Source organism: Streptosporangium sp. NPDC001681, from assembly GCF_040298085.1.
Taxonomy (GTDB): domain Bacteria; phylum Actinomycetota; class Actinomycetes; order Streptosporangiales; family Streptosporangiaceae; genus Streptosporangium.
In genome coordinates this window covers 27,763-51,859 of record NZ_JBEOZN010000002.1, presented here as the reverse complement: position 1 = coordinate 51,859, position 24,097 = coordinate 27,763, and the positions used below count along the sequence as shown (strand labels likewise).

Annotated in this window: 24 protein-coding genes; 8 read left to right on the top strand and 16 right to left on the bottom strand. The window is 65.9% G+C overall.

Annotated elements, in window-relative coordinates; all coding sequences use genetic code 11:
• Positions 1-54 precede the first annotated feature (54 nt).
• Positions 55-345, bottom strand: a complete 291-nt coding sequence (locus tag ABT130_RS01115) for a hypothetical protein (protein WP_350951817.1) — start codon at positions 343-345, stop codon at positions 55-57.
• 346 nt (positions 346-691) lie between these two features.
• Here ABT130_RS01115 and ABT130_RS01110 point away from each other — a divergent pair, with 346 nt between their 5' ends.
• From ABT130_RS01110 to ABT130_RS01095, 4 genes are all read left to right on the top strand, one after another.
• Positions 692-1,984, top strand: coding sequence for a tetratricopeptide repeat protein (locus tag ABT130_RS01110; protein ID WP_350951816.1), 1,293 nt, complete (start codon positions 692-694; stop codon positions 1,982-1,984).
• Between the two features lie 554 nt (positions 1,985-2,538).
• Complete coding sequence (locus ABT130_RS01105; RefSeq protein WP_350951814.1) at positions 2,539-3,594, top strand: SWIB-MDM2 domain-containing protein; 1,056 nt, start codon at positions 2,539-2,541, stop codon at positions 3,592-3,594.
• 22 nt (positions 3,595-3,616) lie between these two features.
• Positions 3,617-4,144, top strand: coding sequence for an ABC-three component system middle component 2 (locus tag ABT130_RS01100; protein WP_350951812.1), 528 nt, complete (start codon positions 3,617-3,619; stop codon positions 4,142-4,144).
• 9 nt (positions 4,145-4,153) lie between these two features.
• Positions 4,154-6,265: a hypothetical protein gene (locus ABT130_RS01095; RefSeq protein WP_350951810.1), complete on the top strand. Its 2,112-nt coding sequence runs from the start codon at positions 4,154-4,156 to the stop codon at positions 6,263-6,265.
• Positions 6,266-6,889: 624 nt separating this feature from the next.
• Here the strand turns inward: ABT130_RS01095 and ABT130_RS01090 are convergent.
• The 3 genes from ABT130_RS01090 to ABT130_RS01080 all read right to left on the bottom strand — a co-directional run bounded on the left by ABT130_RS01090 (position 6,890) and on the right by ABT130_RS01080 (position 9,156).
• Positions 6,890-7,423, bottom strand: coding sequence for an SMI1/KNR4 family protein (locus tag ABT130_RS01090; RefSeq protein WP_350951808.1), 534 nt, complete (start codon positions 7,421-7,423; stop codon positions 6,890-6,892).
• Between the two features lie 486 nt (positions 7,424-7,909).
• The gene (locus ABT130_RS01085; protein ID WP_350951806.1) at positions 7,910-8,128 is read right to left on the bottom strand and encodes a hypothetical protein; all 219 of its coding nucleotides are present in this window, start codon (positions 8,126-8,128) and stop codon (positions 7,910-7,912) included.
• Between the two features lie 212 nt (positions 8,129-8,340).
• On the bottom strand, positions 8,341-9,156 hold the full coding sequence (locus ABT130_RS01080; RefSeq protein ID WP_350951804.1) for an SDR family NAD(P)-dependent oxidoreductase: 816 nt from the start codon (positions 9,154-9,156) through the stop codon (positions 8,341-8,343).
• Positions 9,157-9,265: 109 nt separating this feature from the next.
• Between ABT130_RS01080 and ABT130_RS01075 the strand changes: the two genes are divergently transcribed.
• The 3 genes from ABT130_RS01075 (at position 9,266) to ABT130_RS01065 (ending at position 11,250) form a co-directional block, all read left to right on the top strand.
• Positions 9,266-9,898 (top strand): TetR/AcrR family transcriptional regulator, encoded by a 633-nt coding sequence (locus ABT130_RS01075; protein ID WP_350951803.1) that lies wholly within the window; start codon positions 9,266-9,268, stop codon positions 9,896-9,898.
• A gap of 528 nt (positions 9,899-10,426) precedes the next feature.
• Positions 10,427-10,636 (top strand): hypothetical protein, encoded by a 210-nt coding sequence (locus ABT130_RS01070; protein ID WP_350951801.1) that lies wholly within the window; start codon positions 10,427-10,429, stop codon positions 10,634-10,636.
• 242 nt (positions 10,637-10,878) lie between these two features.
• Positions 10,879-11,250 (top strand): hypothetical protein, encoded by a 372-nt coding sequence (locus tag ABT130_RS01065; protein WP_350951799.1) that lies wholly within the window; start codon positions 10,879-10,881, stop codon positions 11,248-11,250.
• 207 nt (positions 11,251-11,457) lie between these two features.
• On the opposite strand, the gene ABT130_RS01060 is transcribed toward ABT130_RS01065, so the two are convergent.
• The 3 genes from ABT130_RS01060 to ABT130_RS01050 form a co-directional block, all read right to left on the bottom strand.
• On the bottom strand, positions 11,458-12,330 hold the full coding sequence (locus ABT130_RS01060; protein WP_350951798.1) for an SIR2 family NAD-dependent protein deacylase: 873 nt from the start codon (positions 12,328-12,330) through the stop codon (positions 11,458-11,460).
• Positions 12,327-13,265, bottom strand: a complete 939-nt coding sequence (locus ABT130_RS01055; protein ID WP_350951796.1) for a macro domain-containing protein — start codon at positions 13,263-13,265, stop codon at positions 12,327-12,329. Before ABT130_RS01055 ends, ABT130_RS01060 begins: the two co-directional genes overlap by 4 nt.
• Positions 13,266-13,349: 84 nt before the next feature.
• Positions 13,350-14,117: a nuclear transport factor 2 family protein gene (locus ABT130_RS01050; protein WP_350951794.1), complete on the bottom strand. Its 768-nt coding sequence runs from the start codon at positions 14,115-14,117 to the stop codon at positions 13,350-13,352.
• A 238-nt stretch (positions 14,118-14,355) separates the two neighbouring features.
• Here ABT130_RS01050 and ABT130_RS01045 point away from each other — a divergent pair, with 238 nt between their 5' ends.
• Positions 14,356-15,258, top strand: coding sequence for a helix-turn-helix domain-containing protein (locus ABT130_RS01045; protein WP_350951792.1), 903 nt, complete (start codon positions 14,356-14,358; stop codon positions 15,256-15,258).
• Between the two features lie 178 nt (positions 15,259-15,436).
• Here the strand turns inward: ABT130_RS01045 and ABT130_RS01040 are convergent, their stop codons facing one another.
• The 9 genes from ABT130_RS01040 to ABT130_RS01000 form a co-directional block, all read right to left on the bottom strand.
• Positions 15,437-16,900, bottom strand: coding sequence for a benzaldehyde dehydrogenase (locus ABT130_RS01040; RefSeq protein WP_350911070.1), 1,464 nt, complete (start codon positions 16,898-16,900; stop codon positions 15,437-15,439).
• A 24-nt stretch (positions 16,901-16,924) separates the two neighbouring features.
• Positions 16,925-18,040, bottom strand: a complete 1,116-nt coding sequence (locus ABT130_RS01035; RefSeq protein WP_350911068.1) for an NAD(P)-dependent alcohol dehydrogenase — start codon at positions 18,038-18,040, stop codon at positions 16,925-16,927.
• Between the two features lie 12 nt (positions 18,041-18,052).
• Complete coding sequence (locus ABT130_RS01030; RefSeq protein WP_350951791.1) at positions 18,053-18,271, bottom strand: hypothetical protein; 219 nt, start codon at positions 18,269-18,271, stop codon at positions 18,053-18,055.
• Positions 18,255-19,295 carry a branched-chain amino acid ABC transporter permease gene (locus tag ABT130_RS01025; RefSeq protein ID WP_350951789.1) on the bottom strand — a complete coding sequence of 347 codons (1,041 nt, stop codon included), beginning with the start codon at positions 19,293-19,295 and terminating at the stop codon, positions 18,255-18,257. The genes ABT130_RS01030 and ABT130_RS01025 overlap by 17 nt, the downstream gene beginning before the upstream one ends.
• The gene (locus ABT130_RS01020) at positions 19,292-20,158 is read right to left on the bottom strand and encodes a branched-chain amino acid ABC transporter permease (RefSeq protein ID WP_350911063.1); all 867 of its coding nucleotides are present in this window, start codon (positions 20,156-20,158) and stop codon (positions 19,292-19,294) included. Before ABT130_RS01020 ends, ABT130_RS01025 begins: the two co-directional genes overlap by 4 nt.
• Before the next feature lies 1 nt (position 20,159).
• Positions 20,160-20,897: an ABC transporter ATP-binding protein gene (locus ABT130_RS01015; RefSeq protein WP_350951787.1), complete on the bottom strand. Its 738-nt coding sequence runs from the start codon at positions 20,895-20,897 to the stop codon at positions 20,160-20,162.
• On the bottom strand, positions 20,894-21,649 hold the full coding sequence (locus tag ABT130_RS01010) for an ABC transporter ATP-binding protein (RefSeq protein ID WP_350951785.1): 756 nt from the start codon (positions 21,647-21,649) through the stop codon (positions 20,894-20,896). Before ABT130_RS01010 ends, ABT130_RS01015 begins: the two co-directional genes overlap by 4 nt.
• Positions 21,649-22,956, bottom strand: a complete 1,308-nt coding sequence (locus tag ABT130_RS01005; protein WP_350951783.1) for an ABC transporter substrate-binding protein — start codon at positions 22,954-22,956, stop codon at positions 21,649-21,651. Before ABT130_RS01005 ends, ABT130_RS01010 begins: the two co-directional genes overlap by 1 nt.
• Positions 22,957-23,175: 219 nt before the next feature.
• Complete coding sequence (locus tag ABT130_RS01000; protein WP_350911055.1) at positions 23,176-24,015, bottom strand: IclR family transcriptional regulator; 840 nt, start codon at positions 24,013-24,015, stop codon at positions 23,176-23,178.
• Between the last annotated feature and the right edge of the window lie 82 nt (positions 24,016-24,097).

The window sequence follows — 24,097 nt, the reverse complement described above, 5'->3', positions numbered from 1 at the left end:
CGGTAACGCTCTCCAGCACCCTCCGCGCTGGAGGACACCGCCCCGCCGCGCCGCCTATCGACCGGCGTAGTCGGCCAGTACCTGGGCCGCGCCCATCACGTCGTTGATCGGGTGGCGCTTCTCGGCCGACTGCCAGGAGTAGAAGGCGCCGCCGTAGCCGACGAACACCCACACCGGCAGTCCCACCTGTGGACGGGGGATCATCAGCGCACTGTCGTTGTCGCGCAGTTCGGCCCGTACACCGAGCCGCAGCAACGCGTTCCGCAGCCGAGTGAGGGCAAGCGCCTCGTTCTGCTGGCGTTCCTGCTGTAAGCAGGCCGCAGCGGTCTGCATGATCGGATTCATCTCACGTTCCTTTCGACCCGGCCGGTTGCGAGGCAGTCGAGACATTCCTGTTCTCCCTGCGTCTGGAGATCACCACTGCTCTCGCCGACGAGAAGGGCACGGCGCGAGCTGCGCAGCTTGGTTCCACGTCCCCGGCACGCGGGGCAGGGGCGTGTCTCGCTGGTCTCGTCTGGCCGGGTCACCGTCGCCATCTCCTCGGATTGATCCGCGCTCCCTGCGGCGGAAGGCGGGCTGACGTACCGTGTTGCTTGATGGCAAGTCCACCGGCAATCCAAGATCGTCAGGACCCCCAAACACTCCCCTGAATTCCCCCCTCTTGAGCCCCCAGCCGGGAGGAAGGCCCCAGATGCCCGACAACATCCCAAACGTCCAGCTCCGCGCGTGGCGTAATGAGCACCGTCTGACGCGCGTCGAATTGGCCAACCGGATCAACGCGACCCCGATCGGCATCAAGGAGTCCCTGGCGTGCGATGAGGAGCGCATTCGGCGCTGGGAGGCCGGAGAGGTCAGATGGCCCCACCCTCCGTACCGGATCGCCATCACCCAGTTGACCGGACTTCAACCCGAAGACCTGGGATTCCGGCCGAACAGACGCGGGGCCGGCCAGCTCATCGAGGCCACCAGCATCATTCCCATGGACGCGTTGCGAGCCGAGGCCGACCTGTACGGCACCATGGAACTCGCCCAGCAGCTCCAAGCGTCCGACGTCGGAACCGGCACCCTCGAAGCCCTCGCCGAGGCCGTCGACCTCCTCTGCCGCGCCTACCCCGTCGTCTCAGCCGCCACCTTGCGCGATCGGACCCAGAAGCGCCTTGCCCAGGTGAATGGTCTACTCGGTGGACGGATCACCCTCGCCCAGCACCGCGAACTCCTCGTCATCACAGGATGGCTAACGGCCTTGCTCGGATGCGTTCACTACGACCTGGGAGAGCGCGAGGAGGCCGAAACCGCCCGCCGCGCCGCCTACGAGATGGGCCGCCAGGTCGGCCACGGCGAACTCATGGGCTGGGCCTACGAGATGTCGGCATGGTTCGCCCTGGTCGAAGGCCGCTACGAAGACGTGGTCACCGCCGCCCGCACGGGCCAGGCCGTCGCCGGCCAATCCAGCGCCCAGGTTCAACTCACCCTGCAAGAGGCCCGCGGACTGGCCCGAATCGGCGACCGCCGCGAAGCCGACAAGGCTCTCACTCGCGGAGCCGACGCTCTTGCCAAACTCCCACTTCCCGGAAATCCGGATCACCACTTCGTGTTCGACCACGCCAAATGGGTCTTCTACGCCGCCACCGCTTACACCTGGCTCGGCGACGACGACCGCGCCGAAGAGCACGCCCTGGAGACGATCCAGATACACACCCGCCCGGACGGCACGTCCAATGCCCCCATGCGCGTCGCCGACTCCCACATCGACCTCGGCATCGTTCATGCCCGGCGTGGCAACCTCGACGCCGCCGTAGAGCAGGGAATGACAGCGTTCGACATCGACCGCAAATCTCTCACCGACCTCGTCAACCGCGCCGCAGATTTGGACCGCGTCATCCGACAGCGCTACCGTCGTGAAGCTCTGGCCGAGGAGTTCCACGAACGTTATGTCATCGCTCGCCGCGCCCTAACCACTCGCCGCCCCGAACTTCTTGATTGACTGCTTTAGAGCGATCACCAGCGGCACCTGTCAAACATGTCTCAGGACTGATGTGTCAAGCATGTCCCGGAGCAGGACATATAGCGACACATCCCATTGATGAGAACCTTCTCCACGTTGTCAAGGGTGATCCGCTTACGGCGGCCTGCCGCGCGCCGGACGGTCGCCGGCCGCACTGCGGTTCTTCGGCCGGTCGCGGCCAGCACTGCCCACGCTACGAGGCATCTCCGTGGGCGGGATTTGCGACCCTCGACAGCAACCGTGTCCGCTAGCGGAGCGAACTTCGGTTTCGGATGACCCTGCCGCGCATCGAGACCATCCCGTAACTCCACTTTTGTCATCCAAACATAGGTCTCATGCGCCCAATAGGTCTAGAAACTTCAGCTTACAGATGTGGGTACGGAATTGGGCTGGCCAAATCCGATGAAATAGAGAGTCCGAAATTATTGGTTGATAGGGCTGTTTTGCAGGAAAATCAAGTCGTGTCTATCGCGTCGCAGTATGCGATCCTGCAGGCAGAAGCTGGGTAAAAGAGTAGATGTTCTCAGACAGGGGTGACCATCCAAACGATGCAAGTAAGCCTACAGGGTTCTGGACTCATTGACTTCAATTTCCTCGTGACTCGAGCCGGCTCAAAAGACGGGGCGCGAGCCACATTCGAGGAACTGATTCAGGATTTGGTCGGAGCCAAACACCCTGAAGTATCAACAGTTGAGGCTAACCCGGGAGACTGGGGAATCGATGCCTATGTCGGCAGTCTTGCCGAGGGGGAAGTCTCCGTATGGCAATCTAAGTTCTTTATCGATGGATTCGATAAGTCTCAGCAGAGCCAGGTTCGCGAGGCATATGATGGTGCCGTCTCTGCAGCTAAAGATGAGAACTACACCCTAACAAGTTGGACATTGTGTATGCCATGCAACTTTGATGGCCCCAATGAAAAATGGTGGGATGGCTGGAAAAAGCGAACAGAAAAGCGCGACAACATAGTTATTGATCTGTGGAATAAGGTGAGACTTCGACGCCTCCTGATGTCTGAGGATGCGAAATATATAGCAGATAATTACTTCAATCCCATTTTTTCAGTGAGTGTTGCTGCGACTAAACCTACCGTGCGGCTTGATGATCCATTTAAATATGAAGGGGCTCTCTTCGTTAAGCAAATGCATATAGCCAGAATGCTAGCTTGCGATGACGCGAAGGAGGAGTTCTTTAATGCGGAGATTTTGAGTCGCGAAATTCATGATAAAGCCTTAGAGGAAGAGGTGGCAGCGCTAAATGATACGCGCGCAGTCCTAGGTTCACTCTGGTCTCAGCGTTTTAATACAGCAGTTCAATTGAGCAACGACCAGCTGCTTCCTGGCCTATATGAAAAAGTGATGGATGCAGTTCGAGATCATCACCCATCCGTGCCGAAGGTTCTTCGATGTGGGCTCATACACGCGTTTGGACTGATGCACCAGCGAGTGAATGAAGGACGGGCGGGCTGGGTTCGCGATTATCGCAAACTGGTAGAAGAATATATGTCATCAGCTCAGCCTATAGAAGACAAACGAGATCACCGCCAACCCGGCGACAAAGCCGCCCAAGCGGAAGTCCTCAAAGATGCCTAGTCATCATTTGCATTCATCGCCCATGGAGGCATCCGACCGTACGGATTTCCGGCCGGAGGATGACATCACGTTTCGCCTGGCTCAACTCCTGCTCCTATTGGACGCGCTGGATGAGCAGGATTGGCTTCCAAGCCTTGAGCGTCTCGGTGTAATGGACTTCTTCGCTGCGCACCCTTTCCTCGTGATCAGCAAAGAAGATAATGACTATAAGCGGCTCATGCTGGCTGGATTTTCGGTTCGTTCTCTTACATATGCGTCACCCGGCCAGAGGTTTGTAACGCGACGTTCTCGGCTGCAGCATGACTTAAGTCTTCTAGTGGCTTATGGACTGACGGGAGTTGGTATTGATCAAGGTAGTATCGTTTATTCGATAACTTCGAAGGGGAAAGATCTAGCCGATCAGCTCGGCAGTATTTATGCGCAATCTTATAAAACTAGCGTTGAGATAGTCGGTGCGCGAATTAAACCGCTCACTGACGTGAAGTTGCAAGATCGCTGCAGGGAATGGCTTCGGGCAGATCCCTCCCTTTTGGACCTTCTTAATATTTAACGAGGAAAAATGGCTCCCCCACGCGACTTCGGTTTTCGGCTGGTAGCTCTGCGGCTAGTTGGTTACCGTAAGAACTATGAAATCCGATTTGTCGATGAGGGCGGGCGCATTAATCCGCTTTCGATCATCTCCGGAGAGATTAGTACTGGCAAGACGACAATACTAGAATTCGTTGACTATTGCCTTGGGGCGAGTCGGCATCCGGAGCATCCAGAGATTCTTACAAGCGTACGTTCTGCACAACTAGAAATTGTGGCCTATGAGCCCGTGCCGACAGATGCCATCACTAGCGAGACGCCAGATGACATCGATCTAAGTGATGATGCCGCCCGGTGGGCGGTCGAGGAGAACCACTACGTGATTCAGCGTAGTGTTGAGACGTCCAACCGGTCAGCGCTTGCTTATAAAGGGACCCTAGAATCTGTAAATGGGATGCCTCGCAAGCTATCTCCTGATCCTGGCGCGGAAGATAGCATATCAAAATTCTTTCTCCAGTTGTGTGGGCTAGATAGGATACGCCTACGGCAAGCGCCAACCCAACCGGATTCCGTCACGCATGCTTTGAGTTTCAGGGATCTGTCTTCGCTCTGGTTCCTCTCTAACACGCGCCTCGACAATAAGAATCTACTCCACGAGCATCAGCCACCTATCGCAATAAAGCTTCGACAAGTCATCGATATCTTGTTCGATGTCCATGATCAATCAGGTGCCGCTCTCGCTGCGCAGATAAGCGAACTCCGTTCTGAGCTTGCGGCAGAACGTACAGGAATGCACGCACTACGGCGCTTCCTAGAAGATCAAGGCGTGGCCGGCCACAATGAGCTCGATATTCGAGAAGAGGAGATATTACGACAGCACCGAAGTGTGCGCGTCGAGTTGCAGAGGCTAGATGAGCGGATGACGGAGAACACTGGCTTCGCCTCCCAACTGCGAAACGAATACCTCGAGCATGCACGTATGGCACGTGAAGCCGGAGGACGGGCGCGCGACAGAGAAACTCTTCATAGGCGCCTAATTCCCCTAAAAGCGCAATACGCCGAGGATATTAAGAAGCTGGCGCTTCTGGTAGAAGCTAAGCGTCTCTTCGACCCGTTGACTGTAACCGTCTGTCCTGCGTGTTTGGAAAATCTTAAGTCAACTGCGAAAGTCGTCAATGGAAGATGTGGCTTGTGTCACGTAACCCTGCCTCTCCAGCCACTTGAGGGAACTCCGGACTCTAATGGTGAGCTGGATGATAGCGAGCACAGCCCTGTACTCGAATCGGTCGATGTCTCAAAAGAGCTCCGCAGTGTACGGCGACGTTTGAGCGAGCTTAAAGGCTACATAGAAGTTGTTGAGGGTGAGATGAAGGAAGCCCGGAGAGTCTCAGATGCTGCTGATGCTACCGCCTCGACTCTTCAGCAGCAGCTCGATGCCATGACTCGCGATGTAGTTTCGCCCTTCATCGCGCAGCGCGACCATATCTATCAATCAATATCCGAAAGCGAAAGACTGCTGGCTGAAATCGGTCAACAACGTCGCATGCTAACATCAATGGATGTCAAGGCAGATTTGATTGAAAGGCTAGCTGGCAGACTCTCCGAGTCGGCGAAAAGGCTGCGTGAGATGCAAAGTAGTCAGAGGCAGCGTGATGCCGTTTTGGCTAATATATCGAATAGGTTCAGCTCCATACTCCGCGATTTTGGTTACCCCAAGCTTGCTGAAGCAGAGGTTAATCGGCAGCTCATTCCTCATGTAAGAGGAATGAGATATGATCGAGTAGGCTCTGCTGGTGCGATGACGCTTCTCGCGCTGGCTTGGGAGCTATCAATCTTCGAACTTGCCTTTGAGCATGACGGGAGGCATCCCGGGTTCCTGATGATAGATAGTCCTCAAAAGAACCTTGCTCCAGAGCAACGAAGCGGATCTGACGAGGAGTTCTCAGGAAACGCCGCAGGAGCTATCGTACGAAATGTATATAGTCACATCACCTCATGGCTTTCCGGCGGAGGACAGGGTGCGCAGATAGTTGTTGTAGACAATGCGCCGCCGACGCAGGCTACTGATGACGTTATTGTTCGGTATACGGGAGATCCTTCAATCGCGCCATATGGGCTTATTGATGATGCAATCTATGTCTAGGCGCTTGCAGCGGGGCATCCACTGTCTGCCGCTCAACCATTCAGCCAGGCCGACATGTCGAACGGGCAGTTCGGATACTTATGCGCGACTGCCTGCCATGCATCGTCACCGATCCGCAGGTCGCCACCAAGAAGGCACTGGTCCGCCTCGAACCAGCCGAATTGGTCCGGCGTCGACCTCTCGCAGGAAGGTCTGGGTCAGCTCGTGTGCGATCGCGGCGAGTGCGCGGTCATCCAGGGTGACTAGTTCATCGGCGGGAAATACGGAATCCATCATAATCCGGTCAATCAAGGGACTCATAGATCCGCATCCTTACGCTGAACAGTAGTCCGCGGCGACAAGCTGGGCGATAGGCGACACCGGCGTCCCAGACGCCGACCGGCATGTCACCAGACCCGGTGAACGTATGTGGACACCGCACTAGACAGTTGCCGAATTGTTCTTGTGAGTATCAAGGCGGCGGCGCAGCGCGCCGCCGCACGGCCCGCCGCCCGAACGCCGCCCGAGCGTGCGGCGTGGGCGCCGGTCTCGGCCGGCGGCGGGACCACGGGCCGCCCGCCGCACCACTCACACGCCGTACATGGCCATCGGCCGCCGCACCAGGGCCGCGCCGCCGCCCACAGGTCACTCCCAGGCAACACACCTCAGCGGACGACCGTCGTTGTCCACCCCGCGTCCGCCGTAGCGTTCACCTGACACCCACCCGGAAAGAAACTCCGTCATCGTCTCGGACACCGACTCCATCGCCACATCGTGGCGGTGCAGCACGATCACCGGCCAGTCCACGGGATCGCCCACGGTCAACCAGCCCATGTCCTCACCATCGATCGTGCTTCCCCACGGCAGGAACCCACCTGCCTCGGGCCACATCGCAAGTGGGTACGCCTCGGGATCGTCATCTCGCATATCCCGGTAGTCGTCTCCCCACTCGGCCGCCTGCCTCCGGTAGTCCTTGGGAAGACGTCTCGGATCGTAGATCGACAGCCAGCGCGCGAACTGGCACGCGCCGTACCGTTCAATGAAGGCCACATAATCCGCAGGCAGCTGTACCCCCATGTCAGAGAAGACTTCTTCCCAAGTCACAGCGCCGACGGACGGAACAGCCGGAGGAGGAACCAGCGCTACAAGGCGGTCCAGGGCAGTCAAATCACCGCTCATAGAGCGGACTGTAGCCGCATACCCGTTAAGAAGCCGTGACGCTCCCCGGTCCAGTCCTCAGTTGCCCACGAGTTGTCTCCGGAGACGGGTTCTCCCTCACGATCGCCTGATGACGGCTGATCTCCGTCCGGGGTCGGGGGCGATCGAAGGTTCGGGGTTTCGTGCCTCAACCCCGACCCACCGAGCACCAAAGCGACGAAGGTGCAGCCGTTCCTATGCCCCGCGCGTGCCCGTTGCGTGCCCGTCAGGAGAGGGATCAAGGGGGACTCACGGGGAGTCACGGTCACTCACCCCGCCCCCCCGCAGGTCAGTGTCTTCCCAGCTCAGCGCCCAGGCGCGATAGAGACTTCCCAAGCTGACAGCGCGGGTTCGATTCCCGTCACCCGCTCCAATCACCAAGGCCCAGGTCAGGAAGAGATTCCCGACCATGGGTCTTCATCAGCTTCTAAAGTAATCCTCTGGGCCAAGAGGCCTTCGGGCGCTTGCTCATTCGGGCCGGCGCCGCCTGGTGCGATAGTGATCGGCACGCTCTGCCGCCATACGTTCCCGTCGCTCCTGAGTCAGGATCTCTTGGGGACTCGGCACCCGCCGCTTCTCATGTCTGATCGCCAGGCGGATCGTCCAGTAAAGAAAGAAGAACACCAGCACGGCCGGAACGGCCCATATCACCAGCAAGAGCAGAATCTCGGTGAAACCGATCGCCATCTGATCCTCCGTATGGGGGAACCAGCATGCCTGATCTTGCAGACTGCGTCCATCGATGACTTCGCCCGGCCGTCGGCCTAAGGTCAGCTTTCACGTGCCATCGACGCTCACCGTCTATGAAGCGCCCTCCCGGTCCGATCGGGCGCGACAAAGGCCCCGGATCTGGGGAGGGGGCAGGGGCCTGTCGCGTGGTCGCCGTCCGCTGGTTCTGGTCAGTGCTGAGCGTTGGTCGCGGCGTCACGTTCGTCGGCGAAGTTGGGGAAGTGCTGGAGCATGCCGCCGTCGATGGGGATCGAGATGCCGGTGATGTAGCCGGCGGCGTCGGAGGCGAGGAAGGCGACGGTGTCGGCGATGTTCTCCGGCGCGCCGAGCCGCGGCAGCAGGTTGTGTCGGGTCAGGCGGTCGATGAAGTCTTGGGGCACTGAGTGCATGCCTTCGGTGAGGATGAGGCCGGGGGAGACGCTCACGGCACGGATGCCGGCTGCGCCGTACTGGGTCGCCGTGTCGCGCATGATCGACTCGATGGCGGCCTTGGAGGCCGAGTACATCGATCGGACGATCTCGCCGAGGACGGACTCCTGGGACGTGGTGAAGATGATGACGCCTCCGCCGTGGCCGGCCATGTGTGCCGCGGCGTACTTGGCTGTCAGGGCGCTGCCGATGACGTTGACGCCCAGCACCTTCGCGAACAGGGCGGCATCGATGTCGGCGATCCCGCCGTCTCGGGAGATCACGGCGGGGGAGGTGAGTGCCGCGTTGGCGTGGACGATGTCGAGACGGCCGAGTTCCCGGACGGTGGTGTCGACCATGGCCTTGATCTGGTCCTCCACGGCGATGTCGACGCCGACGGCGATGGCGCGGCCGCCATCGGCCATGATCGAGTCGGCGACCTGCTGGGCGCCGGTCAGGTTGAGGTCGGCGATGGCGACGGCGGCGCCGGCCCGGGCGAGGGTTGCCGCGGTGGTCCGGCCGATTCCGGAAGCGGCTCCGGTGACGATGGCGACCTTGCCGGAGAGGTTGGGTGACATCTGCGCTCCTGTTCCTGGGTGGATCAACATCGGCGGCGATCCACGTGATGACACAGTACGCCACAGTGGCAGGAACTGTCAGTTTGGCGTACTGTGTAAAATACGCGGTGTGGCTACAGGTGGTGATCGTGAGCCGGACCGTGGGCTGTCGCTGAACCAGCGACGGATCCGCGCGTCTCGGCTCGAGGCAGCCCAGAGCGCTCTGGTCCTGCTCGAGCGGGACGGGTGGGAGGCGATCGGCGTCGCCGAGCTCGCGGCGGCTGCCGGGTTGTCCACCCGTACCTTCCACCGCTACTTTCCGAGCAAGCGTGATGTCTTCCGCCCGCTGCTCGAGGCGGCGCGCATCGCGTCGTGCGCCCAGTTCGAGGCGGCGGAGGGGCTGCCGCTGCCGCGGCGGTGCGGCGAGGCCGTGATCACGGGTGTCGACGTCTTCCGCGGTGGACTCCTGGGAGGTCACCGCGCGTACCGGCTCCTGCTCACGACCACGGAGCTCTCACCCGTGTGGCTCGACGAGGCACTCCACTTCGAGCGTGCGCTCGTCGACCTCGTGCCCACCGATGTGTTCGCGCGGCGTCAGGGGTCGTTGAAGGGCGAGCGCGTCAACGAGGCCAGGCTCGCGGCGGCCGTCCTGTTCGCAGCGATGCGCGTCGCGATGCAGACCTGGGCCGAGGGAGAGGACCCCCGCGCCCTCCGATCACTCATCGAGCGTGCCGTCGAGCGCGTCGCCGGGACGCAGACCTGATCCGATCTGCCCGGAGAAGTTCCGCCGAGGCTCACGAGGGGACCAAGATCCCGGCTGAGCCCTCGTCGCTGCCGCTGATGTGCCGATCGATCGCATCCGTGATCGACTTATCGACGCCCCTCGACAACTGGCCCTCCGAGAGCACGACCCTGGAGAGACCCCCAACCACGTGCGCAAGTCCAGCCGCCGTACGCTTGTCCCCAACGACCCGGGCACCAGACCGTACGAATGGGCGGACAACGAGCCGGACCACCGGGTCGGAGTCGGCTCGTAGCCCACCGGCCGCATGAGTTTCCTCCGCGAGCGCCGGGGACACCACGATCGCCTCCCCTTCCGGGTCTTTCATCGCGGGACCCATGCTGGAAGTGCGGAGGGAAGGGCGCGGCCGAGTGCTGTGGTGATCCCTCCCCCACCTCCGCCGTCGCGCTCCTTGCATCGCCCGGTCCAGCGGCTGAGCCGGATCAACCGCGTTCCAGGTGATCGACACATCGTGAAACCTCTGATGAACGATCTCGACCTGCCGGGGAGGTGCGCCCAGATTCCTACATCGACCTCGACAGGTTCTCCGACCTGGACTCGCTGTTCGAGCTGCACGGCCATCTCCGGGCCGCCAACCCGGACAGCCCGGTGACGTTACGGTCGGACTGCGACCACGAACGAGCCCTGCACGTCCTGGCCGAGGGCTTCGGCGCGTTCGTACGTGGACTCACGCCTCTACGGAGTCGTCGGACCGGGTGAAGCGGACCCAGCCGTAAGCGGCTGCCGATCAATGATGGGTGTCAGAAAACATTGGACGGTTATCAGTGTGAGTCATAGCGGCGCCATCAGCATCGGTGGAACTACGCACCAGCGGCCTACGCCGCGTCGTGCACACACCGATGAGTCGTCCGTTGTCGACCGCAGCCCATAGCCACGCGCGGCAACCCCTGTGACGTAAGGTCCCAGGTGTGGACACAACAGCCCCGGTACCCCGCGTCCTCGTGATCGGCCTCGACCCGTATCGGGTTCCCGGGCCCTGGAACCCGAAGCCGGTAGCCGACGCAATCGAGGTCGGCATGGCTCGATTCGCCGAGCACGGCGTCGGCGTCGAGACCTGCCTGTTCGGCCTCGACGGCAGCGACGACGTGGAAACGATCGTCAGCCGTACCCTGCGCGCGCGGCCCTGGGAATGCGTCGTCATCGGCGGCGGCGTACGGAAACCCGAAGATCAGCTTGAGTTGTTCGAGCAGGTCGTCAACCTGGTACGACGACACGCTCCCAACGCGGCGATCGCGTTCAACAGCACCCCGACGGATACCTTCGACGCAGCCGCCCGCTGGATCGACACTCCCAGACCGACCGGTTCCGGCTGACCAGCGCGGCACCTGGCCAAAGCACACCCCGGCCGCCGGGCTTCGGGGCGAAGCACCACCGAACCGCCGGCTCTCACCGCGTCTGGATCACTTCTCGGGGTCCCGCCACGACAAGCACGACGTAGTACAAGCGGTAGTAGTACACCGCCGGCTGGATCAGGGCCGGATGTTGGGACAGGCATCCGGCACGGTCATCGCAGCCGGACCTCAGTGACCGGCCGCGGCGGCCAGCAGGTCGCCGGCACCGGCGGCAATGCCCAGGGCCCGGCCGCCGGGTAGCGCCGGCACCTCTGGTTGGACGGGGTTGACGCGCAGCAGGCGGCCGTGCGCGCGGCTGCGGGCGATGCGCTCCATGGGCAGGCGGACGACGGTGGGGGTGTTGTAGCCGCTGCCGATGTCCAGGACGAGCAGGCGTTCGTCGGCCGGGCCGTCGTCCAGCCATGCCTGCAGCCGCCGACCGGCGGGCAGGTAGGGATCGGGGATGTACTCCGGCCCTTTGTGCACGTTGAGGAACACCTCCCCGCCGCAGTTGGGGCAGGCCGGGATGGCAGCGGGGTCGGTGACGCGGCCGGTGGCCGGATCGTAGGCGGCCAGTGCGGCATCGATGATCGGTTTGCTGGGCCAGGTGTCGCGGGCGCAGGGCCGTTCGCACTGATAGCGGCCGTAGTCGCCCTGCGGGGTGAAGATCCGACCGGCGTCGAAGCCGTTACGGGAGAACAGCGCGTCGACGTTGGAGGTCATCACGAAGTGGTGCCGGTCGCCGACCAGGTCGCGCAGCCCCCGGTAGACGGGGTGCGGGCCGGGGCCGAAGCGGATGTCGGTCACGTGCACCGACCAGTATCCCCACAGCAGGTCGGGGGGCAGCCGCAGGCCGATGAGCTGGTAACGGGCCCGCAACCCGAGGCGGTGCAGGGCGGGGAACAGTTCGGCGAACCGCCGGGTGTCGGCGTAGTCGTAGCCTGCGGCGACGGACAGCCCGGCGCCGGCGCCGATGAGGACCCGGTCGGCCTCTCCGATCCAGGAACGCAGCGTGTCCGCGGCGGCGCGCAGGTCCGTCAGGGTGGGACCACCGTGCGTCATGATCGCCGGGTCCAGTCGGTGAGTGCCCGCAGGTAGGCGGTGTGGTCATCGGCGCCGTAGACGTTGAAGACCACTCGGTCCAGGCGGCCTGGATGCGCTTCCGTCCAATCGGCGACGGCGTCCAGGGCCACCCGTGCGGCCGCCGGCTTGGGATAGCCGAACACACCGGTGCTGATCCCGCAGAACGCCACCGTGCGGACACCGTCGACGGCGGCGGCCACCTCCAGGCAGGAACGGTAGGAACCGGCCAGATCGGCCGCGTGCCCGGCGCCCAGCGGGCCGTCAACGACGGGGCCGACGGTGTGCAGCACGTAGCGGGCGGGCAAGTGGTAGCCCCGAGTGATCTTCGCGGTGCCGATCGGCTCGGGACTGCCCTGCAGGGTCATGATGACCGCGCAGTCGTCGCGCATCCGAGGCCCGGCGGCGTTGTGGATGGCATTGTCGACGCACGGGTGCATGGGGCGGTAGCAGCCCAGCAGGGCGCTGTTGGCGGCGTTGGCGATGGCGTCGGCGGCCAGGGTGGTGATGTCGCCTCGCCATAGTTCGGTACACCTGGCCGCCGGATAGGCCGTCCGCGGTACCTGCTCGGCGATGACCGGCAGCGTCGAGGCGTCGACCGATCCCCGCATCGTGCGCTCACCGCCCAGCAGCGCGTCGAGTGGCGCCACGGCCGCTTCCGGCAGCGGGCCGGGGGCGCGGACGGTCAGCACCGCCCGCAGCAACCGGCGGCTGGTGCCATCATCCAGGTGCTCGGCCCGGCCGGGTGGCAGCCCGAGCCGCCCGGCTGCCGGATCGGTTTCCAGCAGCCCCAGCACGGTGCGGGCGAGCGCGCCGAGCCCTGCGGCCGGCGCGGGGACGGCGGCCGGGCGGAACGGCCGGTCGAGATCGATCGGCTGCCGGTAGCCGGCCAGGTCGAGCGGGCGACTGGTGGCCATGGGCGACTCCTGTGGAAGATGACGGGGCGGACGTACGCTGCCGTCCGCCCACGCACACCGCGGGGAAGGGACGGCAGGTTCGGGTCAGAACAGGCCGTTGCCGTGTGGCAGCTCGGCCGGAATGGGGGCGATGACGTCCCAGTGCTCGACGATCTTCCCGTTCTCGACCCGGAACAGGTCGTAGTAGGCGACCGGCACCCCGAACTCGCCCTCGGAGAGCACCAGCACGAACTCGCCCTCGGCGATGACCTTGTGGATCTTCTTGTAGACCAGGTTCTTGCCCTGCTCGGCCCAACCGGCCGCGGCCGCGCCGAACCCGTCCAGACCGTCCCCCGCCTCGGGGTTGTGCTGGTTGTAGGTGTCGGTGGAGATGTAGGCGGTCAGCACCGTGTAGTCGGCACCGACGAGAACCTTTTCGGCGAACTCGCAGACCAGAGCGCGGCTGGCCTCGGTCGTGCCCGGCGCGGTGACCTCTGCCGGGCCGTCGGTCTGGGACCGGCCGGAGACCGTGGCAGGCGCGACCGGGGCCAGGGCGTCCCAGTGCTCGGCGAGCCTGCCGTTCTCCACCCGGAAGATGTCGAAGGCGACCAGCGGCTGAGGTCCGAACCCATGGTAGATACCGTGAAGGGCGACCAGGTCACCGTCTGCGATGACACGAGCGCCCTCGTAGCGGAACTCCCGAGGCAGGTCCGCCACCAGCTGTCGCAGCGCCTCGGGGCCGTCGGCGATCAGAGCGCTGTGCTGGACATAGCCGGGGGCGACCCAGCGGTCTACGGCCGACGGGTCCTTGTCACCGAACAGCCGGCCGGCGGCCGCCAGCACGATGGCCTTGGCGTCGTTCGAGGTGGTCATGACATGTGCTCCCTGTCGATGGGGGATTGACGATCGTCGGTGGAGGCTCTTATCGGGGCTGCCGGATGCCCGAACAGCCGGGGACGGGAGCGGGTGCCGAGGCGGACGCCAACCGCGCGTGCCCCACCCGCTTGTCCTACGGTCTTGCCTATAACCGTCACCGGTTCATTTCCGATACGCGGCGACACCTTCAAAACTAGGGATTGATCTGAGGTGATAGTGAGTACGCTGGTGACTGATGATGGTGAAAAATGGACACGTCGCCAGGCGGAGGATCCCCGAGGTCGCCTTCGCCGCACCGGTCGGCACCCCTGCCACCATCGAGGTGATGTCGCTGGCCGATCTACGGACCCGTATCGACGGGCGACATCCGGGTCAGCCGCAGCGGCCCGCGTTCCACCACCTGCTGGCGCTCACCGGCGGCTCCTTGCGGCACATCGTCGACTTCACCGACTACGCCCTCACACCCGGGATGTGGCTCTGGCTCCGGCCCGGGCAGGTCCACCAGTGGGGTGACCTGACCCAGGCCGAGGGCACCTTGATCTTGTTCGAGCCGGACTTCCCCGATCCGGCCACCGCCGACATCGCTCGCCTGGACGACGTCCACACCTCGCCGGTGTGGACCGCGACCGGCGAGGACCTGCGGGCACTGACCGCCGCCACGGATCACCTGCGGCACGAGTTCAACGCCCTGGGACGGCTGCCCCTGGAGGCGCACATCGCCGTGCTCCGTCACCTGCTGGCCGTACTGCTGCTGCGTCTGACTCACCTGACCTCACCCGCCGGCGCCCTCGCCCCGGAGACGGAGGAGACCTACCTGCGCTTCCGCGACGCGGTGGAGCGCGGTTTCCCGCACAGCCACAAGGTGGAGGACTACGCCCGGGCACTGGGCTACTCACCGCGGACCCTCTCCCGCGCCACCTTGGCCACCGCCGGCATCGGCGCCAAGGAGTTCATCGACCGCCGCATCATCCTGGAGGCGAAACGTCTGCTGGCCCACGGCGACCAACCGGCCGCCCACATCGCTGCCCAACTCGGCTTTTCCAGCCCCACCAACTTCAGCAAGTACTTCCACCACCGCACCGGCACGACCCCGGTCACCTTCCGCACCGCCATACGCCGCCCGGCGCCCGAGCGCTGACTCGTCAGCGATGCCTGCGCTGGCGCCTCCCACGAAAAGTAGTCAAATCACCACAAATGACCTACTCGCGAGCCTCCCACATCGCCTCCAAACGGGCGGATACTCCTCCGCCGGAGGCCAGGCAGTGGCGCGGCACGCGGCCGGCCCGGGTCCAGCCGGCCGCGTGGTGGGGAGACCGTCAGAAGGGATAGCGCGCGGGCTCGCCGCGCATGGTGATCCAGCGGGTCTCGGTGAACGCCTCGATGTTCGCCGCGGCGCCCCCGAAGCGGGCCCCGGTGCCGGACGCCCGCACGCCGCCGAATGGCGCGTTGGCCTCGTCGTTCACGGTCTGGTCGTTGATGTGCACGATGCCGGTGGGGATGCGTTCCGCGACGGCAAGCCCGTGCATCACGTCACGTGTCACGATGCCCAGCGAGAGCCCGTACTCGCCCGCCGCGGCAAGCTCGGCGGCCTCCTCGGCCGAGGACACACGGGTGACCGGCGCGACGGGACCGAACACCTCCTCGGCGAAGGCGGGCGCGGTGAGGGGGACGTCGGCCAGCACGGTCGGCCGGTAGAAGAGGTCGTCGTACGTTCCGCCGGACGCCGGTTTCGCGCCCTGCTCCACGCTCGCCGTGACCATGCGGTGGATCTTGTCTCGCTGTCCCGCGTCGATGACCGGCCCCAGCGCGACCGCGCCGGACTTCGGGTCGCCCACCAGAAGCCTGCCGGCCTTCTCCGCGAGCCGTTCCACGAAGTCGTCGTACAGCCGCGCGGAGACCAGGTGACGCCCGGTCGTCATGCAGATCTGCCCCTGGTGGAAGAACGACCCCCAGGCGGCCAGGTTCACCGCCGCGTCCACGTCGGCGTCGTCGAGCACCAGCAGCGCGGAGTTCCCGCCGAGCTCCAGATGTGCCCGTTTCAGATGCCGCCCCGCCAGCTCGCCGATACGGCGGCCCACGGGGGTCGAGCCGGTGAACGAGATGACCCGGACGTTCGGGTCGGTGACCAGGGCCTCGCCGACATCGGCGCGGCCGGGCAGCATCTGCAGGACACCGGGCGGCAGGCCGGCCTCCTCGAAGACGCGCGCCATGAGCGTGCCGCCGGTGACTGCGGTGCGTGGGTCCGGCTTGAGGATGACGGCGTTGCCGAGGGCGAGCGCCGGGGCGACCGACCGGATGCCGAGAATGATCGGCACGTTGAACGGTGAGATCACCGCGACCACGCCCGCCGGCATCCGCCGCGCCATGGACAGCCGCGGCTGCTCCGACGGCAGGACCTCGCCGATCGCCCGGCTCGGCAGCGAGGCCGCCTCGTAGCACTCCTCCGCCGCCACGTGTAGCGCGAACCCGGCCATCCCCGGGACCGCGCCGACCTCACGGATGTTCCAGTCGCTGATCTCCTCGGCGTGGCGCTGCCACAGGTCTCCGGCTCTGCGCAGGACGGCCGCGCGCGCGGTGTGCGGCATCGCCGCCCACTCCCGCTGGGCCCTGGTGGCCGTCTCCCCCGCCTCGGCGACGTCCTCGGGGGTCGCCAGCCCCATCCGGCTGAGTTCCTCACCGGTGGCCGGTTCGACGACCGCGTAGTCGCCTCCCCGCCCGGTGGTCCACACGCCGTTCTTGAAGATGTTCCCCTGCCAGTCGACGTCGTCGAGAAGTCCCACAGCGGGTGTCCTTTCCTGTTGTCCTCAGTGGCTCATGCGCAGGACGGGCTTGAGCACGTCGCCCTGGCGGCTGTCTTGCAGTGCTGTGTCGATGTCGGCCAGGTCGTAGAACCGCACCAGCCGGTCGAACGGGAAGCGTCCCTGGCGATGCAGTTCGACGAGGGTGCCGATGAGCGTCTCGCTGCGGCCGCTGCCGCCCAGGGTGCCGACGACCCGCTTGCCCCACAGCGTCGACAGGTGGTCGAGACCGAACTCCGCGCCCGCCGGCGCGCCGCCGATGAGGACGCAGGTCCCGAGCATTCCCACGCTGTCGGCCGCTTGGCGTACAACGGGGATGACGCCGGTGCACTCCATGGCGTAGTCGGCCGGCCCGCCGCAGATCCGGTGCACCTCCGCCACCGGGTCGGCCTCGGAGACGTGAACGGTGTGGGTGGCGCCGAACTCCTCGGCCAGGGTGAGGCGGGCCGGGTGCCGGTCCACCGCGATGATCGTCGTGGCCGGGGAGAGCCGGGCGGCCATCACTGCGGCCAGCCCGACCGCGCCCACGCCGTACACCACGAGGCTCGACCCCGGACCGGGCTTCAGCGTGTTGAACACCGCCCCCGCGCCCGTCGAGATGCCGCAGGCGAGCGGGCCGAGCAGGTCCAGCGGCGCGTCCCGGGGGACCACGACCAGGGCGTCGGCCCAGGTGAGCGAGTAGGTCGAGAACGACGATTGGCCGAAGAAGTGGCTGTGCACCGGTGAGCCGTCGGGGCGGCGCAGGGCGGTCTGCCCGGCGCGCGGGCCGAGCAGCCGCCCGCCTCCGCACAGGGCCTCCCCGAGGCGGGCGCAGTAGCGCGGCTCGCCGTCGCGGCAGTTGCGGCAGGCGCCGCACGACGGCCAGCCGATTACCACGTGGTCGCCCGGCCGCACCCGGGTGACGCCGTCGCCCACGGCCACGACCTCCCCGGCTCCCTCATGGCCGAGCACGCCGGGGAACGGCATCGGCAGGTCCCCGTGCCGGGTGATCTCGTCGGTGTGGCAGATTCCCGAGGCGACGATCTTCACCAGCGCCTCGCCCGGCCCGGGCTCGTCGAGATCGAGTTCTTCGATGCGGAACGGTCCGTGGAGCTCGTCGACGACGGCGGCGGTCACCTTCATGGCGTTCTTTCCTCAAGACTCGGGGGGACGTTGGGAGAAGACAGCGGCGGGATCAGCCGCTCTACCGTGCGGACCGTCGGCGGCGAGCGCCGACACCCACGCCCGGGCCTCGCCGGCCGTCACCGTCGCGTACGCGTTGAGCCACGACTCGGCGGGCGACAGCTCACCGCGGGCGATGGCGGCCGAGGCGGCGATCGCCGTACGGGCGACCGTCTCAACCGGAGACGACATCGGTGTCCCGCTTCCGGACGAAGTAGCCGACGGGGAACAGGCTCAGACCGGTCCTGTCACGCACCAGCCCCCACAACCCCCGCGGGAGCCGGAGCGCCGCCGCGATGCCGATGGCGCCCAGGAGCACCAGGTACCAGGAGCCGTAGTCGGACAGCAGCTGCTGCAGCCCGAAGAAGACGATCGCCCCGATCAGGGGACCTTCGATGGAGCCGATGCCGCCGATGACGACAATGAAGATCATGTACGCCGACCACTGCACGCTGAAGACGGCGTCGGGATTGACGCTGAGCGAGCTCACCGTGATGACCCCGCCGGCCGCGCCGCAACCGATCGCCGAGACGAGGTAGACCACCTGCTTGGCCCGCCGTACGTCGATCCCGACGGAGCTCGCGGCGGTCTCCTCGTCGCGTACGGCCATGAGCGACAGGCCGAGCCTGCCCCGCAGCAACAGATAACATCCGGCGATCGTGGCCAGTGCCAGGACGAGCGCGGTCCAGTAGGTCAGCGCCCCGCGCAGGACCTGGTCGATGCCGGAGAGCCCGGTCAGGCCCTTGCCGCTACCGCCACCGAGGCTGTCCACCCGTACGACCAGGAGCCGGTAGACCTCGGCGATCACCCAGGTCCCGACGGCGAAGTAGTCGCCGCGCAGCCGGAAGGCCAGCCACGAGGTCGGCAGCGCGAAGACGGCGCAGGTGAGCGCGGCCAGCGGCACCGCGAGGTAGGGCTGCACGCCCAGGTCGGCGAGCGCGATGACGCTGTAGGCGCCGATGCCGATGTAGGCCTGCTGCCCCACCGAGACCAGCCCGCCGAACCCGGCGAGCAGGTTCCACATGCCGGCCAGCGCGACCAGCACGAACAGGTTGACGAGGGTGTCGGTGACCGTGCTGAACACCAGGAACGGGAGCGCCGCGAGCACCGCGACGGCGATCAGCATCGCGACGGCCGACAGGTGGGAGGAACGGGCGGCGCGGCTCACGTCCACCGCCACCGCCGCGCGTGCGGTCAGCATCTGGGAGATGGTCATGCGGTCCGTCCTGCGAGCAGGCCCTGCGGCCGGAAAGCCAGCACGGCGAGGAAGACGAGGTGGCCGGCGAGCAGGGTCAGCGCGGGGTCGATCTGCGCCCCCAGGGACTGGGTGACGCCGAGGACGATGCCGCCGAGCAGTGTCCCCCACAGCGACCCGAGACCGCCGATGACGACCGCCTCGAAGGCGAAGATCAGCCGCGAGGGGCCGATCGCGGGGTCGAACGAGGAGCGGATCGCGAACATCAGGCCGGCCAGTGCGACGGTGGCGAACGCGATGGCGGTCGCGATGCCGTAGACGTGCCGGCTGTCGGCGCCCACCAGGTTCGCGGTCTCCCGGTCGTCGGACGAGGCGCGCAGCATCCGGCCAAGACCGGTGCGCGACAGGAACAGCTGGATGCCGGCCAGGGCGAGGCAGGCCAGCAGGAAGGTCGTCAGCGAGAGGTAGCCGACGGAGATCGAGCCGCTGAGCTCGAACGAGCCCGTGGCGAAGGAGCCTCCGTCGAGGGTGCGGGTGTCCGCGGAGAAGATCTCCAGCAGGACGTTCTGGAGCACGATGGACAGGCCGAAGGTGACCAGCAGAGTCGCCAGCGGCCCCGCGGACAGGCTGCGTTGCAGCAGCACCCGCTGGGTGAGGTAGCCGAGCACGGCGAACAGCGGCACGGTCACGACCAGCACGAACCACAGGGGGAGCCCGGTTCCGCCGATCAGGGCCAGCGCCAGGAACGAGGCGACCACCGCGAGGTCGCCGTGTGCGAGGTTCACGATCCGCATGACGCCGAACATCACCGACAACCCGGTCGCGAACAGCGCGTAGAGCCCGCCGAGCAGCAGCCCTTGGATAACGGCGTTGAGCCAACCCATGTCAGTTTCGTCCCTTTCCTGCGGTCTCGGCCGGCGCCGCTCCGATCCCGAAATACGCGTGCTCGACCTGTTCCGAGGTCAGGTCCTGGGGACGTCCGTGCAGGACGGAGCGGCCTTCGAGCAGGCAGTGCACCCTGTCCGCCACCCGCAGGGCCTGGGAGACGTCCTGCTCGACGATCAGCGCGGTGGTGCCGCCGGCGACGATGTCCGGGAGCACCTGGTAGATGCGGCGTACGATCACCGGCGCCAGGCCCAGCGACAGCTCGTCGATGAGCAGGAGGTCGGGGTTGGACAGCAGCGCCCTGCCGATGGCCACCGACTGCTGCTCGCCGCCCGACAGCTGTGCGGCGTTCTGCCTGCGCCGGTCGGCCATCCAGGGGAACAGCTCGTAGACCCGGGCCACGGTCCAGGGGCCGGGACGCCTGCGGTACGCCCCGGTCAGCAGGTTCTCCTCTACCGTGAGGGAGCGGAACAGCCGCCGCCCCTCCGGCACCAGGGCGATCCCCTCCGGCACGCGCCTGTACACGGGGAAGCGGGTGATGTCGCGCCCCTTGAAGTGGATGCTCCCCGACGTCGGGGGATTGAGCCCGGCCAGGGCGCGCAGCAGCGTGGACTTGCCCGCGCCGTTGGCGCCGATGACCGCGAGCACCTCGCCCTTCTCCATGTCCAGGCTGAGGCCGTCCACGGCGCGGAGCCGGCCGTGGTGCACGGTGAGGTCGCGGATCGACAGCAGTGTCATGAGCCCTCCTCGTCGGTCAGGCCGGTCTCCGGGCCGCCGCCCAGGTAGAGCTCGCGTACCTTCGGATCGGCGAGCACCGCCATCGGCTCGCCGTCCGCGACCACGTCGCCGCCGGCCAGGCACACCATCCGGCCGACCGTCTTCACCAGCGCGTGCACGACGTGCTCGATCCAGACGATGCCGAGGCCCTCGGTGTGCAGCCGTTTCACCACCTCGACCAGTTCGACCACCTCCGGCTCGGTCAGCCCGCCGGCGACCTCGTCCAGCAGCAGCAGCCGGGGCGCGGTACCGATGGCGCGGGCCACCTCCAGGCGCTTGCGCTGAAGCAGGGTGAGCCGTCCCGCGGGGGTGTTGGCGAGGTCGGCCAGGCCGGTGCCGTCGAGCACGTCCATGCTGTGCGTCCAGGCCTGCCTGCCCTTGAGCCCGGCGCCCTGGTGGGCGCAGACCAGCACGTTCTCGAACACGGTCAGGTGCTCGAAGGGCCGGGGCACCTGGTAGGTGCGGCCGACGCCGGCCCGGGTGCGGGCGTGCGGCGGTACGGCGGTGACCTCCCGCCCCTCGAACCACACCGCGCCGCTGTCGGGGCGCAGGTCACCGGAGATCATGGCGAACAGGCTGGACTTTCCGGCTCCGTTCGGCCCCACGATCCCGAGCGCCTCACCCGGCTGGACGGAAAGCGTCAGCTCCCTGGCGACGGTCACCTTGCCGAAGCTCTTGGTGACGCCGTCGAGGTGCAGCAGTGGCGAGGCCATCAGGCGTTGGTGGGCATCAGGTCGCCGCCGACGGGGACGTCCTTGTTCGCCGAGTTGTCGACGATGACGACGTCCCAGGGGAAGCGCTCGCCCTTGCGCCACTGACCGCCGACCGGGTGTTGGATGGCGATGCCCGGCTGCGGGCCCGCGGTGAAGTCGAGGTTCCCGCTCATGCAGTTGATCTTCATACCACGCAGCTTGGCGGCCACCTCGTCGCGGTCCTTGGGGTCGCTCGCCTCCTTGAACGCCTGGACCGCGATCTCGAACAGGGAGTAGACCGAGCCGAGTGCCTGGGTCCACTGCTTGCCGGTGGCCGCGGCGAAGCCGTCGGCGAGCTGCCTGGCGCTCTTGCCGTCGATGGTGGAGGTGTACGGGTGGGCGGGGCTCCACCAGAAGTCGGTGGCGATGTTGTTCGCGAGCTCACCGAGGGCCTCGGCCTCCGAAGGGAACAGCATGACCTTCGCGACGGTGGCCAGCTTCGGCCGGAAGCCCTGCTGCCGGGCCTGCTTCCAGAAGGTCTGAAAGTCCGGGGGGATCGGGGTGCAGGTGAACAGCTCGGCGTCCGACTCCTTGAACTTCGCGATCTGCGCGGTGAAGTCAGTCGCGCCGCCCTGGTAGGCGCCGCCGTCGACCACGGTGTAGCCGGCCTTCTCCATCATCGGGCCGAGCCCCCGGCGGAACGCGTTGGCGTCGGTGTCGTTGGGCCACAGGGACGCCACGTTCTTGTTCGGGACGTCCATGCGCTCCCACATTGGGAAGAAACAGTCGGCGAACTCCTGCATGCCGAAGAAGAACAGCGTCGTGTATTTGAAACCCTCGCCCGGCTTGCCGCCCCGGCCGTGGAACCACGCCTCCCACGGAGCGATCGTGGTGACGTTCGGGATGCCGTTGGCCTCGCACTGATCGGCCACGGGGTTGGTGGTGTCGGGCGTGGAGGAGCCGACGATGAGGTCGACCTTGTCGCTGTTGATCAGCTGCCGGGTGACCTCGGTGGCGCGATTGGGGTTCGACTGCGTGTCCTTGACGACGATCTCGAGCGTGCGCTTCTTGCCGCCGGAGGTGAACCCGTTCCGCAACGCCTCCTGGATCTGCTTGACCACGAAGTTGTCGGCGGTGGCGAAGCCGGCCAGCGGGCCCGTCTGAGGGCTGACATATCCGATCTTGAGCACGTCGGACGAGGAACCGCCCGTGCCCTTCAGCCCGCCGCAGGCGCTCACCAGCGAGCCGCCGCCGAGGGCCGCGGCACCGAGACCGACCGCCCTGAGGAAGGAACGGCGGCCCAGGCCGCCCATGGAGATGTCGCTCACGCCAAACTCCTTCTTTGACGGTGTCCGAGCGGAGGCGCTCTTTGCGGGACACCGCGTTGCTCTGTGTTGCCTTGGGGGGAACTCGTTCGGCCACCTCGCGACTGGGAGACGGCACGGACATCCGGGTGGCGGAAAGTTGAGCCGACCGTACGGTCCCGTTAACACCAGAGCAACACTGTGTTCCGGAAGTTCGAACGTGATTTGCGTGTTTGGAACGCCTCAGGACTGCGGGCGGTATCCGAGGCGCTTGGAGATCTCGGCGGCGGCGCGCCGGAGCGGCGGTTCGACCCGTCCCGCCAGGGCCTCGACGGTGGTCGGCGCGACGGTGAGGTGAACGGCGACGTTGACCGCCGCGACGACCTCGCCCGAACGATCCCGCACCGGGGCCGCGAACGAGCGCAGCCCCGGGGCCAGTTCCTCGTCGTTCACCGCGACGCCGCTCTGCCGCACCTTGGCGAGGGCGGCGGTCAGCTGCTCCCGGTTGGTGATCGTCTTCGGCCCCCGGCGTGCCATGTCCGTGCGGTCGAGGATCTGCCTGAGCGCCGCCGGGTCCCGGTACGCCAGCAGCACCTTGCCCATCGCGGTGCAGTAGGCGGGCAGCCGGGAGCCCACGTGCAGGTTGAGGTCCATGGCCAGGGAACTGCGCCGGCCGCTTCGCCTGCGGTCCACGTAGACGACGTCGGGTCCGTCGCACAGCCCCATGCTGGCCGTGAACCCCGTCTCGTCGGCCAGGGTCTGGAGCAGGGGTCCGGCGACGCGGGTGAGCTCCATGGAGTCGATCGCCGCGAACCCGAGGTCGATCGCCCGCGGGCCGAGGAAGTACTTTTTGGTCTCCGGGTCCTGCTGGATGTACTCCAGCTTGGTCAGGGTGGCGACGTACCGGTGCGTCGTGCTCTTGTTGAGGCCGACGGCCCGTGCCAGGTCGGCGATCCCCAGCACCGAGCGGTTCCCGGTGAAGGCGGACAGGATGCTCAGCCCCCGCTCCAGGGACACGGAGAAGGAACCGGAGGGGTCGGATGTTGCGCGGCCGCGCGGGCGGGGGGACTCGTCATCGGTCACGGGGGTCAGCATATGGTGACTTCGTTCCACCTGTTCGAACCATTTTGACTACGGGCTCGATCGGGTGAACGCTGTTCGACCG

Coding starts and splice junctions, on each gene's coding strand:
- ABT130_RS01095 (WP_350951810.1), top strand. CDS start 4,154: ATGGCTCCCCCACGCGACTTCGGTTTTCGGCTGGTAGCTCTGCGGCTA.
- ABT130_RS01055 (WP_350951796.1), bottom strand. CDS start 13,265: ATGGCCACCAGTCGCCCGCTCGACCTGGCCGGCTACCGGCAGCCGATC.
- ABT130_RS01100 (WP_350951812.1), top strand. CDS start 3,617: ATGGAGGCATCCGACCGTACGGATTTCCGGCCGGAGGATGACATCACG.
- ABT130_RS01030 (WP_350951791.1), bottom strand. CDS start 18,271: ATGTCGTCTCCGGTTGAGACGGTCGCCCGTACGGCGATCGCCGCCTCG.
- ABT130_RS01035 (WP_350911068.1), bottom strand. CDS start 18,040: ATGAAGGTGACCGCCGCCGTCGTCGACGAGCTCCACGGACCGTTCCGC.
- ABT130_RS01115 (WP_350951817.1), bottom strand. CDS start 345: ATGAATCCGATCATGCAGACCGCTGCGGCCTGCTTACAGCAGGAACGC.
- ABT130_RS01080 (WP_350951804.1), bottom strand. CDS start 9,156: ATGTCACCCAACCTCTCCGGCAAGGTCGCCATCGTCACCGGAGCCGCT.
- ABT130_RS01020 (WP_350911063.1), bottom strand. CDS start 20,158: ATGGGTTGGCTCAACGCCGTTATCCAAGGGCTGCTGCTCGGCGGGCTC.
- ABT130_RS01050 (WP_350951794.1), bottom strand. CDS start 14,117: ATGACCACCTCGAACGACGCCAAGGCCATCGTGCTGGCGGCCGCCGGC.
- ABT130_RS01110 (WP_350951816.1), top strand. CDS start 692: ATGCCCGACAACATCCCAAACGTCCAGCTCCGCGCGTGGCGTAATGAG.
- ABT130_RS01060 (WP_350951798.1), bottom strand. CDS start 12,330: ATGACGCACGGTGGTCCCACCCTGACGGACCTGCGCGCCGCCGCGGAC.
- ABT130_RS01010 (WP_350951785.1), bottom strand. CDS start 21,649: ATGGCCTCGCCACTGCTGCACCTCGACGGCGTCACCAAGAGCTTCGGC.
- ABT130_RS01085 (WP_350951806.1), bottom strand. CDS start 8,128: ATGGCGATCGGTTTCACCGAGATTCTGCTCTTGCTGGTGATATGGGCC.
- ABT130_RS01045 (WP_350951792.1), top strand. CDS start 14,356: ATGATGGTGAAAAATGGACACGTCGCCAGGCGGAGGATCCCCGAGGTC.
- ABT130_RS01015 (WP_350951787.1), bottom strand. CDS start 20,897: ATGACACTGCTGTCGATCCGCGACCTCACCGTGCACCACGGCCGGCTC.
- ABT130_RS01090 (WP_350951808.1), bottom strand. CDS start 7,423: ATGAGCGGTGATTTGACTGCCCTGGACCGCCTTGTAGCGCTGGTTCCT.
- ABT130_RS01025 (WP_350951789.1), bottom strand. CDS start 19,295: ATGACCATCTCCCAGATGCTGACCGCACGCGCGGCGGTGGCGGTGGAC.